The organism is Streptomyces pseudovenezuelae (assembly GCF_029892565.1).
Taxonomy (GTDB): Bacteria; Actinomycetota; Actinomycetes; order Streptomycetales; family Streptomycetaceae; genus Streptomyces; species Streptomyces pseudovenezuelae_A.
This window is the reverse complement of sequence record NZ_JARXVH010000001.1, coordinates 454,044-467,768: the sequence shown is the minus strand read 5'-3', so window position 1 is coordinate 467,768 and position 13,725 is coordinate 454,044. Positions and strand designations below refer to the sequence as shown.

General features: G+C 69.7%; 12 protein-coding genes and 1 pseudogene. 6 read left to right on the top strand and 7 right to left on the bottom strand.

The annotated features are described in order from the left end of the window. Positions 1–51: 51 nt before the first annotated feature. Complete coding sequence (locus M2283_RS02115) at positions 52–1,995, bottom strand: AfsR/SARP family transcriptional regulator (RefSeq protein ID WP_280874181.1); 1,944 nt, start codon at positions 1,993–1,995, stop codon at positions 52–54. A gap of 862 nt (positions 1,996–2,857) precedes the next feature. On the opposite strand from M2283_RS02115, the gene M2283_RS02110 reads away from it, so the two are divergent. The 4 genes and pseudogenes from M2283_RS02110 to M2283_RS02095 form a co-directional block, all read left to right on the top strand. Further along, complete coding sequence (locus M2283_RS02110) at positions 2,858–4,150, top strand: beta-ketoacyl-[acyl-carrier-protein] synthase family protein (RefSeq protein WP_280874180.1); 1,293 nt, start codon at positions 2,858–2,860, stop codon at positions 4,148–4,150. Between the two features lie 47 nt (positions 4,151–4,197). Further along, positions 4,198–5,388 (top strand): ketosynthase chain-length factor, encoded by a 1,191-nt coding sequence (locus M2283_RS02105; protein ID WP_280874692.1) that lies wholly within the window; start codon positions 4,198–4,200, stop codon positions 5,386–5,388. Between the two features lie 38 nt (positions 5,389–5,426). Beyond that, positions 5,427–5,684: an acyl carrier protein gene (locus tag M2283_RS02100; RefSeq protein ID WP_280874179.1), complete on the top strand. Its 258-nt coding sequence runs from the start codon at positions 5,427–5,429 to the stop codon at positions 5,682–5,684. A gap of 46 nt (positions 5,685–5,730) precedes the next feature. Next, positions 5,731–5,940, top strand: a pseudogene (locus M2283_RS02095) (transposase); the annotation flags it as partial. 25 nt (positions 5,941–5,965) lie between these two features. Here the strand turns inward: M2283_RS02095 and M2283_RS02090 are convergent. From M2283_RS02090 to M2283_RS51890, 3 genes are all read right to left on the bottom strand, one after another. Next, entirely contained in the window at positions 5,966–6,619 is a 654-nt protein-coding gene (locus M2283_RS02090; protein WP_280874178.1) for a SpdA protein, read from the bottom strand. Positions 6,620–6,924: 305 nt separating this feature from the next. Further along, positions 6,925–8,547 carry a cellulose binding domain-containing protein gene (locus tag M2283_RS02085; protein WP_280874177.1) on the bottom strand — a complete coding sequence of 541 codons (1,623 nt, stop codon included), beginning with the start codon at positions 8,545–8,547 and terminating at the stop codon, positions 6,925–6,927. A gap of 160 nt (positions 8,548–8,707) precedes the next feature. Beyond that, a complete protein-coding gene (locus M2283_RS51890) occupies positions 8,708–9,064 on the bottom strand; it encodes a hypothetical protein (RefSeq protein ID WP_432423011.1) in 357 nt (118 codons plus the stop codon). Between the two features lie 83 nt (positions 9,065–9,147). Between M2283_RS51890 and M2283_RS02075 the strand changes: the two genes are divergently transcribed. After that, positions 9,148–9,945, top strand: a complete 798-nt coding sequence (locus M2283_RS02075) for an SAM-dependent methyltransferase (RefSeq protein WP_280874176.1) — start codon at positions 9,148–9,150, stop codon at positions 9,943–9,945. 40 nt (positions 9,946–9,985) lie between these two features. On the opposite strand, the gene M2283_RS02070 is transcribed toward M2283_RS02075, so the two are convergent. Continuing rightward, positions 9,986–11,287: an MFS transporter gene (locus M2283_RS02070; protein ID WP_280874175.1), complete on the bottom strand. Its 1,302-nt coding sequence runs from the start codon at positions 11,285–11,287 to the stop codon at positions 9,986–9,988. 133 nt (positions 11,288–11,420) lie between these two features. Here M2283_RS02070 and M2283_RS02065 point away from each other — a divergent pair, with 133 nt between their 5' ends. Beyond that, positions 11,421–11,780, top strand: a complete 360-nt coding sequence (locus tag M2283_RS02065) for an ArsR/SmtB family transcription factor (protein WP_280874174.1) — start codon at positions 11,421–11,423, stop codon at positions 11,778–11,780. A 17-nt stretch (positions 11,781–11,797) separates the two neighbouring features. On the opposite strand, the gene M2283_RS02060 is transcribed toward M2283_RS02065, so the two are convergent. Both M2283_RS02060 and M2283_RS02055 read right to left on the bottom strand, forming a co-directional pair. Next, complete coding sequence (locus tag M2283_RS02060) at positions 11,798–12,922, bottom strand: acyltransferase family protein (protein WP_280874173.1); 1,125 nt, start codon at positions 12,920–12,922, stop codon at positions 11,798–11,800. A gap of 181 nt (positions 12,923–13,103) precedes the next feature. After that, positions 13,104–13,559: a tellurite resistance TerB family protein gene (locus tag M2283_RS02055; RefSeq protein WP_280874172.1), complete on the bottom strand. Its 456-nt coding sequence runs from the start codon at positions 13,557–13,559 to the stop codon at positions 13,104–13,106. Between the last annotated feature and the right edge of the window lie 166 nt (positions 13,560–13,725).

The window sequence follows — 13,725 nt, the reverse complement described above, 5'->3', positions numbered from 1 at the left end:
CGTGGAGAACGTCTCGACACCGGCTGGGCGCGGTCTGGGCACCGACTCGTGTCACCGGGCCCCCAGCTCCTCGATCACCGGCGGCGAGGCGAGCGTGTCCTCAAGGCGCTCCTTGGCGTAGGCCTGGGTCAGCCGGTCGAACACGTAGCGGTCGATGCCGTCGGCCCGACGGTCCGCGGCCAGCAGGTGGTTGTCGGCGAGGGTCTCCAGGGTGTGCTCCAGGTCCCGGGCCGGCCGGCTCAGCAACTCGGCAGCCTGCGCCGCGGTGAACGGCGTCTCGCCCAACATGCTGAGCAGCCGGAACGCTCCCTGCTCGGTATGGGTGAGCGCGTCGTAGCTCTCGTCGAACCGGGAGCGCACGTCCAACTCGCCCAGCCGGGCCACGTCGAGTATCCGGGGAGCGACGGCGAACCGCTGGGCGAGGGTGGCCAGCGAGAGGCCCGGTCCGGCCGCGAGCCGGCCACCCACGCAGCGCAGGGCCAGCGGATGCCGTCCCAGCAGCTCGACGATCCTGTGCGCGGCGTTCGGGTCCCGCTCCACCCGCTGTCTGCCCGCCAGGACGGCGAGGATCTCCAGGGCCTCCTCCGGGCTCGGCGGACGCAGTTCGACGTGCTTCGCCTCCACCAGCGCGGCCATCCGCCGGCGGCCGGTGACCAGCAGCGCGCAGCGCGGGTCGGCGGGCAGCAGATGCCGGACCTGGGCCGACGACGCCACGTCGTCCAGGAGCACCAGCACACGGCGCCCGGCCGTGCGGGACCGGAACAGGGCCCCGCGCTCCTCCAGGCTCTCCGGTATCCGCGAGGTCGGGACGTCCAGGGCGCGCAGGAAGCCGCGGAGCACCTCCGACGGGTCGCGCGGCTCGGCGGAGGAGCCGCCCAGGTCCGCGTAGAGCTGTCCGTCGGTGAAGCGCGGCCTGAGCATGTGCGCCAGGTGGACGGCCACCGCGCTCTTGCCGATCCCCGGGAGTCCGGTCACGACTCCGATGCGGGCCGCCGTGCCGCCGGCGCCCGGTCCGTCGGGCTCGTGCAGTGCCGCTTTCAGCTCTTCGAGGACCTCGTGCCGGCCGACGAACCCGACCAGCCCGGCGGGCAGTTGGGCCGGGCGCCCCATCGCCGCCGCGACCGGAGCCGGCGCGGTCAACGGCGGGGGAGCGGCCAGGGAGGCGAGCGAGGGCAGGACCACGGACGCCGGCGCGGACAGGAGGGCGGGGGGAAGCGCGGTGGTTCCGTTCGGCTGTGCGAGCGGACCCGCGCCGGGCGCCGCCGCGGGTCCGGGCCCGGGTCGGCGTGGGGGCTCCCGGGGTTCGGTGGGCGAGTCCGACAGCAAGGTGTGCTGGAGCCGCGCGAGATCCTTGCCCGGCTCCAGGCCCAGCTCGTCGATCATCTTCTGACGCAGACTCTGGTACGCCTCCAGCGCCTCGTGCCGTCGGCCGGAGCGGTGCAGGGCGAGCATGAGCAGCCCGTGGAGGTGCTCGTGCAGCGGGTGGGCCAGCACCAACGACTTGAGTTCGCTGATGAGTTCGCGGTGCCGGCCGGTCTCCAGGTCGGCCTCGATCCGCAGCTCCAGGATGCGGAAACGCAGCTCCTCCAGCCGCGTCACATATGAGAGGAGACGTCCCCCGGTCTCGACGTCGGCGAGTGCGGGCCCGCGCCACAGGGCCAGGGCTCGCTCGAAACTCGCCAGCGCGGCGGCTGAGTCCCCCTTCTGGAGAAGCTCCTGCCCCTCCTCGGCTTTCCGCTCGAACAGGCTCACGTCGAGACTCGACGCGGGAATGGTCAGGCTGTATCCACCCGGTTGGGTCTGCAGGAGGTTCCCGACCTCCTGCTTCAGCAGGAGTTTGCGGAACTTGTAGATGTAGGTCTGGAGGGTGGTGATTGCGCTCGGCGGTGGGAGCTCGGGCCACAATTCGTCGATCAGCTCGGATGCCTGGACAACGGTGTTGTGACGGAGCATGAGCAGGGAGATGACCTGACGTGGCTTGGGCGCGGTCGGCATGATGTTGCGCCCCCTCCAGAGGATTTGGACGGGGCCTAAAAGCCGGAACTCCAAGATTCTTTTCCTCCCGTTTCAGGTTGTCCTGCGCAGACGCTCAGCACGGGGGAGGGTCGGCGATCGCGGCAATGCGTGACCACGCGGTATTCGCGCTTCTGGCTCTCGCTTGCCCATCGCCCCCCGTAACGGCGCAGCGCTCCGGATGCGATCTTGCACGCACCGCTCGGTCGGCTGATCACCTGTCCTCAAGGTAGATGCTTGAAATCGACTGGTCAATGTTGAGTCACGCTGAGCGAGAGGCTCTGAAGTACCTTGACTGGCGACAGAAATGTCCATTTTGCCGGTGTTCGACTCGCATTCTCCAGGAAAAGCTCAAGTAAAGTCACGGTAATCTCGAATTGGTGGAAAATGGACCAGGGCCCGGCCATGTACCTGCGCGCATTCGGCACCCCACCGACCGGTGAGCCGTGGTTCCTGGCGCGCCCCGGTGGTCGACGAGCCGTAGGTGCGTCTTCCCGCCCGTCACGCCGCAGGCACCTCCTTCCGGTTACCTTCTTGTGTGGAATGAGGTCGTCCGGTCGGCTGTGGGGCGACGCGGAGCTGCCCGTTCGCGGCTGAACCGAGTTACCGGTTCGAGCGTTCCTCCAGCAGGACTCCAGCGCGATCGCCTCTCGCCGCCGGTCCCGCCCCGAGGGTCGGATGCCCGTCCGGCGTCTCCGTCACGACCCCGCACCCCTCCAATCGGTCTTGAGCTGAATACGAGCCATTCCCCGCACGCTCACTCCGTGGAAATTTCTGCTGAGGCCGGCACGGGGTCGCGCTCGGTAATGAAACCGGCCGCTCGGCCGCTGAAGGGACGACGCGGATGAAATCACCGAATAATCGCCGGGTGGTCATCACGGGAATCGGAATAGTGGCTCCCGGCGCCATCGGTGTGAAACCGTTCTGGGACCTCCTGGTCGCCGGCCGCACCGCCACCCGGACCATCAGCACATTCGATCCCGCACCCTTCCGTTCCCGCATTGCGGCGGAATGTGATTTTGATCCGTCGGCGGAGGGGCTCACACCCCGGGAGATTCGGCGCATGGACCGCGCCGCACAATTCGCGGTCGTCGCGGCCAGGGAAGGCATCGAGGACAGCGGAATCGACCGCGAGACACTTGACGGCTCCCGGGTCGGAGTGGTGATCGGCAGCGCGGTCGGCTGCACCACGAGCCTGGAGAACGAGTACGCCGTCGTCAGCGACAGCGGCAGCCGCTGGCTCGTTGACCACACTTACGGCGTACCGCACCTCTTCGATTACTTCGTGCCCAGCTCCATCGCCGCCGAGGTGGCCCATGACCGCATCGCGGCGGAAGGCCCGGTCTCCCTGGTGTCGACGGGGTGCACCTCGGGCCTGGACGCGGTGGGCCGGGCCGCCGACCTGATCGCGGAGGGCGCGGCCGACGTCATGGTGGCCGGCGCCACCGAGGCGCCCATCTCGCCCATCACCGTGGCCTGTTTCGACGCCATCAAGGCCACCAGCCCCGACAACGACCGGCCGGCCGAGGCCTCCCGCCCCTTCGACCGCACCCGGCGGGGCTTCGTGCTCGGCGAGGGGGCCGCGGTCTTCGTCCTGGAGGAGCACGATGCCGCCCGCCGCCGGGGCGCCGAGGTGTATGCCGAGATCTCCGGATTCGCCACCCGCTGCAACGCCTTCCACATGACCGGACTGCGCACCGACGGGCGGGAGATGGCCGAGGCGATCCGCGTCGCGCTGGCCGACGCCCGCACCGAACCGTCCGCGATCGACTACGTCAACGCCCACGGCTCCGGCACCCGGCAGAACGACCGCCATGAGACGGCGGCCTTCAAACGGAGCCTCGGCGAACACGCCCGCCGGACCCCCGTCAGCAGTATCAAGTCGATGATCGGCCACTCACTGGGAGCCGTCGGATCCCTGGAGATCGCCGCTTGCGCGCTCGCCATCCGGCACGACGTGGTCCCGCCCACCGCCAACCTGCGTGAACCCGATCCCGAGTGCGACCTGGACTACGTACCCCTGGAGGCCCGGCCCTGGCCGGTCGCGAACGTCCTCACGGTCGGCAGCGGATTCGGCGGTTTCCAGAGCGCCATGGTGCTCTCCGAGCCCGACGCCCGGGGACGGTCGGCCGCGTGAGCACGGACACGGAAGGCCTCGCGCTCGACGACACGGTCGTCACCGGAATGGGGGTCGTGGCCCCGACCGGCCTCGGCCGCGACGAGCACTGGACCAACACCCTGCGCGGCGCCTCGGCGATCGGCCCCGTCACCCGGTTCGAGGCCGGGCGCTACCCCAGTCGGCTCGCCGGCGAGGTGCCGGGCTTCGATCCCGCCGCCCATCTGACCAGCAGGTTGCTTCCCCAGACCGACCACATGACCCGGATGGCGCTCGTCGCCTCCGACTGGGCCCTGACCGACGCAGAGGCCGACCCCGCCCAACTGCCCGAGTACGGCATGGGCGTGGTCACCGCAGTCTCGGCGGGCGGCTTCGAGTTCGGCCACCGGGAACTGCAGAACCTGTGGGGCAAAGGCCCCGAGCACGTCAGCGCCTACCAGTCCTTCGCCTGGTTCTACGCCGTCAACACCGGTCAGATCTCCATCCGCCATGGACTGCGCGGCCCCGGCGCCGCCCTGGTCACTGAACAGGCGGGCGGACTCGACGCTTTGGGGCAGGCCCGCCGGCAACTCCGGCGAGGGCAGCCGATGGTGCTTGCAGGCGCGGTGGACGGCTCGCCCTGCCCGTGGGGTTGGGCGGCCCAGCTGAGCACCGGCCGGATGAGCGAGGAACCCGATCCCGTCCGCGCCTATCTACCCTTCGACGCCGAGGCCGGCGGCTATGTCCCCGGCGAGGGCGGGGCCCTGTTCGTCCTGGAGACCGAGGAGGCGGCGCGTGCCCGCGGGGCCCGCCGCCGGTACGGACGGATGGCGGGATACGCCGCCACGTTCGACCCGCCGCAGGGCTCGGGCCGGCCCGCCAACCTGGAACGGGCCGCGCGGGCCGCCCTCGACGACGCGCGACTCGGTCCCGAGGAGATCGACGTGGTCTTCGCGGACGCGGCGGGCACGTCGGAGGAGGACGCCATTGAGGCCGAAGCGCTGCGCGGGCTCTTCGGCCCCCACGGCGTCCCGGTCACCGCCCCTAAGACCATGACCGGCCGGCTCAGCGCGGGCGGCTCCGCGCTCGACGTGGCCACGGCCCTGCTGGCACTGCGTGAGGGCATCGTCCCCCCGACGATCAACGTCTCGCGGCCACGACCAGAGCACACCCTCGACCTGGTGACCGCCCCGCGCCGGATTCCCCTCGCCACGGCTCTGGTCCTGGCCCGGGGCCAGGGGGGATTCAACTCGGCGCTGGTCCTGACGGGTCCGTGCTGACCCCGCCCACCACCCACTCGTAAGAGGAAGAAGACAACATGGACCAGCTGACGACCGACCGACTCATGGAGATCATGCGGATATGTGCAGGGGAGGTCGACCCGGTCGTGACCACCGCCGACCCCGAGGACATCGATTTCGCCGACCTGGGCTACGACTCCCTTGCCTTGTTGGAGACGGCCGGCCGGCTGGAGCGCGAGTTCGGGGTGGCCATCGGGGAGGGTGAACTGGCCGACGCCAGGACCCCCGCGGATCTGACCGCACTGATCAACCGTCTTCTGGCGAAGACGGCCTGAGATCCCGCCAGAGACAGACGTGAGTACATCCTCAGACAGGCTCGCCCTGCACACCGGGATCCAGTGGGAGTACCTGCCGCAGGACCTCGGTTTCGGCTCGGGCATGACTTGCTGGCGACAGCTGCGGAACTGGAACGAGGCCGGCGTCTGGCAACGGCTGCACGAGATCCTGCTCGCCGAACTCAATGCGGCCTCCCGCCTGGCCTGGTCCCGCTGCGAGGTCGACTCCTCCCACGTCCGGGCGCTAAAAGGGGGGCAGCACACCTGGAACTACAAACGCGTTAAAGCTGTTCCCACGCGGAGCCTCTGTGCTGTCTGACGTTGGGAAGGTCTTCTCTCCTGTCGTTGCGGAGTGTGGCCACGAGGGTCCTTGAGCGGGCTGCGCCGATATGGACTCGTTTGCGCAGGGTTTCGGCGGAGATTGGCCGCTGGTGCTGTTGCCAGTGGTCGGCGTCTTCTCGCCGGGCCCGTTCGAGGAGGGCGTCGTGTGCGGTCTGTATGGGCGTGGGCTCGTACTGCTCCACTTCTTCGCCAGACGGTCCCTTGGTCGCCGTCGGGTGCGTGTTGTTCCGTTCTCGCACGGCGTTCATTGCCTGCAGGAGGCCGGGGCCGACCTCGGCCCAGCCGATCAGGAGCAGTGGGCCCACTGCGTCGAAGGCGGCCTTGCCGGGTTGGCCGGAGAGGAGTGGATCTGTGACGTTGAGGGCCAGGGTCATCACGCTGGACAGGACCAACAATCGCCGCGCGGGCCGCAGTTGTGCCGGCGGGGCGCCCTGCAACGCCAGATAGTGGATGCCGAGGAGGAGACCGAGCACTGAGAGGTCAACTGCCGGTGCCACCAGTGGGGCGACGAGGGCCGGGACGCCGAGGCGTGCGGCCAGGGCCCAGACGTTGCCGAAGCCGAACAGGAAGGTCAGGCCGACGACTGCACCCATGATCACGGTGACGGCGCGGAAGACCGGTGCCTGTTCACGAGGTCGTCGTTCGTCAGGCAAAGTCCGGAGTGGCTGTTGCCAGTTCCTCATGTCGAGCTGCCCCGGGGGGAGGCTTCCGTCTCGTCGTCGCGCTCTGCGCCCGACTGAAGGTCGAGAGAAGCTCGTAGTACGACTGGTTGGGGTTTCGGTTCAAGTCCCCCCTCGGACACAAACTGTATGTATCTCCAACTTGTGCGGGTCGAGCTGAGTCTCGGCCCGCACAAGCTGTTTTGCCGTGGTGCGCCGAAGGATCACCGGCCTGCGGCTCAGCCCGCGTAGGTCGCGAACAGTCTGGAGAACTGGTACGGCGTCTGCGGGATGTTCGTGCACTCGCTCAGGCCACCGGTGCAGGCGTTCCCGTCGCGGGTGACGTCCCAGAAACCCAGCTCGCCCAGGTGGTTCTGCTGGGCGAAGGTGAGCACCTGCTGCGCGTCGGCGGCCGTGAACACCTCGCTTGCGGTGTCGTTCTGGCCGAGCATCGGGGTGAGACCGACCATCGCCCAGGTCTGGGCGGTGGTGAGGTTCGGCCACACCGAAGCGATCTGGGCGCGGGTCGAGGTCGCGGCCTGGATGGCGTACGTGCCCATCTTCCCGGACGGGTTGGGCGCGGCGCCGTCGCCGTAGTCCATGGCCATCAGGTTGACGGTGTCGACGTTCAGGTTGTGCGACTTGGCGGAGTTGAGGATGTAGATGCCGTCCGCGGTCAGGCCGCTGGGCAGGACCGGGAGGGTGAGCGTGACCTTGAGGTCGCGGCCCTTGGCGCGCTGTGCGGCCTGGACGGCGGCGACGGCCGTCGAGCGCCGGTCGATCGAGGTGTGGTCGACCGTCGCGGCGCCCTCGATGTCGAAGTCCACGCGGTCCAGGGCGTAGGCGTCCACGACCTTCTGGTACTGCGCCTGGAGCGCGGTCGTGCTGGTGCAGGCGAGGGCCAGTTCGGTGCCCGCCTGGCCACCGAAGGACGGCCGGACGTCACCGCCCATCGCGCGCAGCGAGTCGAAGTCCGCCCGGTCCCAGGCCGCGCCCGGGTCGAAGGAGTTGAACCAGCTCGCGTTGCAGCCGGTCGACCCGGCGGTGATGAAGCCGAGCGAGAACTGCCGCAGCCCGGTGTTCGTGGCGATCTGCGTGAGGTTCGGCGTCGGGTAGGCACCGAGATCGATGAAAGGGGCCGCCACACCGGGAGTTGTGCCGCTGCCCGCGGTCGCGGTGAGCGTCGCGGAGTGCGCCGACTGGTTGTTGGAGTCGTCGAGCGCGGTCACCGAGAAGCTGTGGCTGCTGCCGGGGAGCAGGCCGATCACCTTGAAGGTGGTGCCGGTGCCGGAGGTGGTGGCGATGACGTTGCCGCCCTCGTAGATCCGGTAGCCGACCACGCCGACGTTGTCGGTCGAGGCGTTCCAGCCCAGCGTGACGCTGCCGGGGCCGGTGGCCCGGACGGCGAGGCCGGAGGGGACCGAGGGCGCGACGGTGTCGGCGGGGACGCCGGCGCAGGGGCTGTTGTTGATCAGACAGGCGCTCGGCTCGATGACCGAGCCGCTGTAGCTGAAGTCCATGCCGACGACGGGCGCGGAGTCACCGGGGGCGAGAGGGGCCTCCCAGGTGGGGGAGGTGATGGTGTACCGCGTCCCGCTGTGGGTGACCGTGCCGTTCCACGAGCTGGTGACGGCCTCGGTGGCGGGCAGGGTGAAGGTGATGGTCCATGAACTGACCGTGTGGGTCGACTTGTTGGTGACCGTGTAGCCGCCCTCGAAGCCTGCACCCCAGGTGGAGGTGACGCCGAAGGAGGCGATCAGACCGGTGTTGTCGGCCGCGTGTGAGGCGGGGGCGGCGATCGTGGCCATGCCGCCGACCACCAGGGCGGCGGCCGTCGCGGCGCGCAGCGGCGCACGTCTCATGCGGGTGCTCCTCCGGGGGCGAGGTAAGGCGGGGGAAACCGTTGACCGGAAGGTCGTGAACCTAATCGGAAACTTTCCTTACATCTGCCTGCGTACGGAAGGGTGGCGGGCCGCGGCGGACGCCGTCAAGAGATCCGCGAAAGATTCGTCTAGACCAATTTCAGGTCCGGGGCCCCGGCCCAGGCGTCAGAGGCGTCGCGAGATCATCAGCCGCATGATGTTCGAGGTGCCCTCCTCGATCTCCTCCGGCTTGGCCTCGCGCATCCACTGCTCGACCGGGAAAGGTCCTCATCAGACCGCGGAAGTCCTGCCCCTCGTCCCCGAGGCGGTCGGACTCGGGCACGAAGACCTCGTCGAAGAAGATCTCGCGGCAGACGGCGGCGCGCCGGCCCGCGTCCGAACCCGCCTCCGGTTCGGTCGGCGCCAGTGCGGTGTAGAGGGGGTTCGGGCCGGCGAGCGGACGCACCCACTCGGCCTTCTGCTGCTCGGTGCCGTCCGTGCCGTCGACTCCGGTCACACGGAGCCAAGTTGATATGCGAAGCTGTCGTCAACCGATCACGGGTCCGTTGGCCGTGGCGGTCGTGGAGAGGGGAGCGCAGGGTGGGTAAGGACGGCTTCCGCGCCGAGGAGATCGACACCAGCAGGCCACATCCTGCGCGGATCTACGACTACCTGCTGGGCGGCAAGGACCACTACGAGGTGGACCGCCAGGCCGGCGACGCACTCGCCGCCGCCGCCCCCGAGGCGCGGATCGGCGTACGGGCCAACCGCGACTTCATGCGACGCGCCGTCCGTTACGTCGTCGACGCCGGCGTCCGCCAGCTCCTCGACATCGGCACCGGACTGCCCACCTCGCCGAACGTGCACGAGACCGCGCAGGCGACCGCGCCGGACGTGCGGGTCGCGTACGTCGACAACGACCCGATCGTGAAGGTGCACGGCGACGCGCTGCTCAGCGACACGAGCGCGACCAGCATCGTGCTCGGCGATCTGCGCGACCCGCGGGCGGTCGTGGACCACCCCGACGTCCGCCAGGTCATCGACTTCGACCAGCCGGTCGCCGTACTCCTCGTCGCCGTCGTCCACTTCCTCACGGAGGCGGATAAGCCGGAGCAGATCGTGACCACCCTGCGCGACGCGCTGCCGGTCGGCAGCTATCTCGTTCTCTCCCACGCCACCGGTGACTTCGCCGACCGCCGCGAGGCCCAGGCCATCTACAACAACGCCAGCGCCAGCCTGAATCTGCGCTCCCGCGCCGAGATCGAGCGGTTCTTCGACAGCTTCGAACTGGTCGAGCCGGGCCTGGCCCAGGTGCCGTTCTGGCGCCCGGACGCCCCGCCGCCGGCGCGCTCCGAAGAGATCGGCTTCTACGGGGGTGTGGCCCGCAAGCTGGGCTGACTCGCCCGCGAGCAGGGCCAGTTGGGGGCGGGAGCACACCCTAGCCGTGGCTGTGGCGCCAACCCGCCGCCACCCGAACCGCTCCGGCGAGATGCGGGTGGCCGTCGTGCAGGTCGGTGTGCTCGTGCTCGGCCGTCGGCCGGGGCACCCGCCACAGATGGACGGCGAGCAGGGACGCGGCCAGCGTGAGGGCGCCCAGGGTGAACACGGTCCCCTGCAGCCCAACTGCCGCGCCCAGCAAGCCCGCCAGCGGATACGTCAGCAGCCAGCAGCCGTGCGACAGCGAGAACTGCGCCGCGAACGCCGCCGTCCGCTCCTCCGCCGGGGCCGAGCGACGGATCAGCCGGGCGGTCGGCGTGAGGATCGTCGAGCACCCCGCGCCGAACGCGGCCCACAGGACCAGCAGCGCCGGTGCGCGCCAACTCCCGTACCGGGAAGCCGTGATGGCGCCGAGCCCGGCGAAGACGACACCGAGCAGCAGGGCCCCGCGCAGCATCACCGTCCGGTCCGCCACCCGGTCCAGCACACGCGGCAGCGCAAGGGCGACGGCCATCGAACCCGCGCCGTACGCGCCGAGCGCCAGCGGCACGGCATCGGCCGACAGCCCGAGGAAGTCGCGTACGTAGACGACCGAGTTGACGGTCACCATCGCGCTCGCGCAGGCCACCGCGAGGTTCAGGGCGAGCAGGGCGCGTAGTTGCGGGACGGCGAAGAAGAGGCGGGTGCCGGCCGTCGCCTTGGCGTAGGCGCGGCCCGGTGATCGCGTCCAGGACGGCCTCGGCAGCGGTGTCGAGAGCACCAGCGCGGCCGAGGCGAGGAAGCCCAACACCGTACCGGTGAAGAGCCAGTTGTACGTGATCACCGACAGCAGCGCGGCGGCCAGCGCGGGCGAGAACAGGCTCTCCAGGTCATAGGCCAGCCGGGACATGGACAACGCCCGCGTGTAGTCGCGCTCCGCCGGCAGCACGTCCGGGATCACGGCCTGGAACGTCGGCGTGAACGCGGCCGACGCGGACTGGAGCAGAAAGACCAGGACGTAGACCTGCCAGACCTGGTCGACGAAGGGCAGTGCCGAGGCGACGCCGGCCCGTGTGAGATCGGAGGTCACCATCAGCGCCCGGCGCGGCACCCGGTCGGCCACGGCACCGACGAGCGGGGCGATCCCGACGTACGCCACCATCTTGATCGCGAGGGCGGTGCCGAGCACCGAACCGGCGTCGGCGCCCGCGATGTCGTACGCCAGCAGGCCGAGCGCCACGGTGGCCAGACCGGTGCCGACCAGGGCGACGACCTGGGCGGTGAACAGCCGGCGGTAGGTGGGGTTGCGCAAGACGGCGAGCATGCGGACGGCTCCCTGGCGTGGGGCGGTCGGTTCGACGCCGTCAGCATAGTCGTCATGTGCGCATCTGCGCACATGACGATCGAAAGAGGGCCGGTCGAACGTGACCGGCTCGCCCGGGCTCTAGGCTGACCCCATGTCCTCACGCGAGTCCGTGCCACCTGCGGCCGATACGCATCTGCGGGCCCCGGACGGTGCGCGGCTGGCCGAGGCGACCGAGGTCTTCGCGCTGCTCTCCGACGCGACCAGGCTGCACCTGCTGTGGCTGCTCGCGCAGGGTGAGTCGGACGTCGGCTCACTCGCCGAGCGCTGCGAGGCGTCCCGGACCGCCGTCAGCCAGCACCTGGCCAAGCTGCGGCTCGCGGGTCTGGTGGAGACGCGGCGCGAAGGACGGCATGTCCACTACAGCCTGCGCGACGGGCATCTGCGGCGGCTGGTCATGGAGGCGCTCAGCCATGCGGACCACCGGGTCACCGGCAAGGCACCGCATGACTGAGGCGACTCAGCCGGAGGTCACGTGCGTGACCTGAACGCCCACTCCATCCTGGGCTCCATGGCGAAACGGAAGATCCGTCGGACCGGCGGTGTGCACAGCAGGGTCACGGCCACGGCGGCGAAGAGCGTGACGACGATCTCGCCGACCGGCCGGTAGATCCAGTCGGGGGAGTACCAGCCCCAGGGCTTCGACCCCTGGGCGATGAAACCGTGCAGCAGATAGCCGTAGAGCGTGCCCGCGCCCAGCACCGTGAACCACGTCCGGCGCCCCGGCACCCAGGCCAGGAAACAGGCGACCAGGACCGTCGAGCAGCCGAAGATGGCCAGGGTCATCAGCGGCCCCGTCCAACTGGGCGACCCCAACTGCTCGGCGCTGTCGCGGTGGAAGAACCACGCGCCGGTCATCCGGGGCACCGTCCAGTACGCCACGGCGAGCGCGCAGAGGGCCACCGGTACGGCGAGCAGGCGCACCTTCCACTGGCGCAGCAGTTGGAAGTGCTCGGGCCGCAGGCACAGGCCGAGCACGAAGTACGGCAGGAACTGCAGCAGACGCTGCATGTCGAGATCCTCGCCGATGGAGGGTGACATGGTCGCCAGCATCGCTGTCACCAGCGCGAGCGGCAGCGGCCACCGCACCTGCCGCCAGATCGGGGTCGTCAGCCGCCAGACGAACAGGGCGGCGAGGAACCAGGTCAGGTACAGCGGGTCCAGCAGGCTGATCGCGCGGTCCGGCTCGTGGTCGGTCCACCGGGTGAACAGGGTGTAAGCCGTCTCGAAGAGGACGTAGGGGACGGCGACGCCCGTCACCAGGCGCCGGATCCGCTGCGGGCTCGCGTCGAAGGAGCGCGAGAAGTAGCCCGAGATCACGATGAACGCCGGCATGTGGAAGGCGTAGACGAACGTGTAGACCGCGCTGACGGTGCGGCTTCCGTCCCGCAACGGCTCCCACGCGTGACCCATCGCGACCAGCAGGATCGCGAGGTATTTGGCGTTGTCGAAGTAGGAGTCGCGCGCCTTCGCCGTTTCGGGCGTGGCCGCGGCCGACCGCTTGGTGCCGGATTCGGGCCCGGTCCGCGTGGGGGCGGGGGCGGGCTCGGTCCGGGTGGTGCCGAGATCGGGCTCGGTGCGTGTGGTCTGGCTCACCACGTCACCTGCGCACGATGTGGGTGGTCCTCGCGTGCGTGGACGAGTCTTTCCGGGGGGACGGCGGCGGTGTGGAGGGGATGACACATCCCACGCGCCTCACCGGTTCCGGCAAACGTAAACCCGGCCCGGGAAAATCCGGGCCGGGTCGGGCAGCGAGCTGCCGGTCAGAGCATGGTGCTCAGAGGTCGAACTCGTGCGGCGGCAGGTCGAGCGCGAAGCACGCCTCTCGTACGACGGCCTGTTCCGTCTTGTCGAAGTCGCCGTCGGCGCCGCCGATGACGATGCCGATCTGGATGACGGCACGGGCCTCGGCGGGCTTCTTCTTGGCCTTGGCGATCTCCTGCAGCACGGTGACCTTGCCGAAGGCGAAGTCGGCGGTCAGCTTGTTCAGGTTCTCCTCGAAGCGGCGGCGCAGGTCGTCCGCGGGGAAGTTCTGCAGGACCTCGTTGGTGGAGATGAGCTGGGCCACGCGCTGGCGCTCGGACGGGTCGATGGTGCCGTCCGCCGCCGCGACGAGCGCGCACATCGCCATGCTGGCGTCACGGAACGCACCGCTCTTGAGGTCGTTCTTCTTCGACACCAGCTGGGTCTGCATCGTCGATGCGGATTCCTTGATGCGGTCCCACAGGGCCATGCGCACTCCTGGTATTCGGGTCGGTGGCCCGGTCCGCCCGGGCGGCGGCCCGAGGCCCCATCGGTATCTGTCGATATCTACAGCATCGTGGAAACTGATGGCCGGGTGGATAAGTTCCCACCGTTTTCCCGATGTTCACGACGGTCGCCGGGGGCGCTGTGCGATG

Bases quoted from the DNA above. Each gene is read 5' to 3' on its own strand.
- M2283_RS02115 (WP_280874181.1), bottom strand. From the start codon at position 1,995: ATGCCGACCGCGCCCAAGCCACGTCAGGTCATCTCCCTGCTCATGCTC.
- M2283_RS02110 (WP_280874180.1), top strand. From the start codon at position 2,858: ATGAAATCACCGAATAATCGCCGGGTGGTCATCACGGGAATCGGAATA.
- M2283_RS02105 (WP_280874692.1), top strand. From the start codon at position 4,198: ATGGGGGTCGTGGCCCCGACCGGCCTCGGCCGCGACGAGCACTGGACC.
- M2283_RS02100 (WP_280874179.1), top strand. From the start codon at position 5,427: ATGGACCAGCTGACGACCGACCGACTCATGGAGATCATGCGGATATGT.
- M2283_RS02090 (WP_280874178.1), bottom strand. From the start codon at position 6,619: ATGGGTGCAGTCGTCGGCCTGACCTTCCTGTTCGGCTTCGGCAACGTC.
- M2283_RS02085 (WP_280874177.1), bottom strand. From the start codon at position 8,547: ATGAGACGTGCGCCGCTGCGCGCCGCGACGGCCGCCGCCCTGGTGGTC.
- M2283_RS02070 (WP_280874175.1), bottom strand. From the start codon at position 11,287: ATGCTCGCCGTCTTGCGCAACCCCACCTACCGCCGGCTGTTCACCGCC.
- M2283_RS02065 (WP_280874174.1), top strand. From the start codon at position 11,421: ATGTCCTCACGCGAGTCCGTGCCACCTGCGGCCGATACGCATCTGCGG.
- M2283_RS02055 (WP_280874172.1), bottom strand. From the start codon at position 13,559: ATGGCCCTGTGGGACCGCATCAAGGAATCCGCATCGACGATGCAGACC.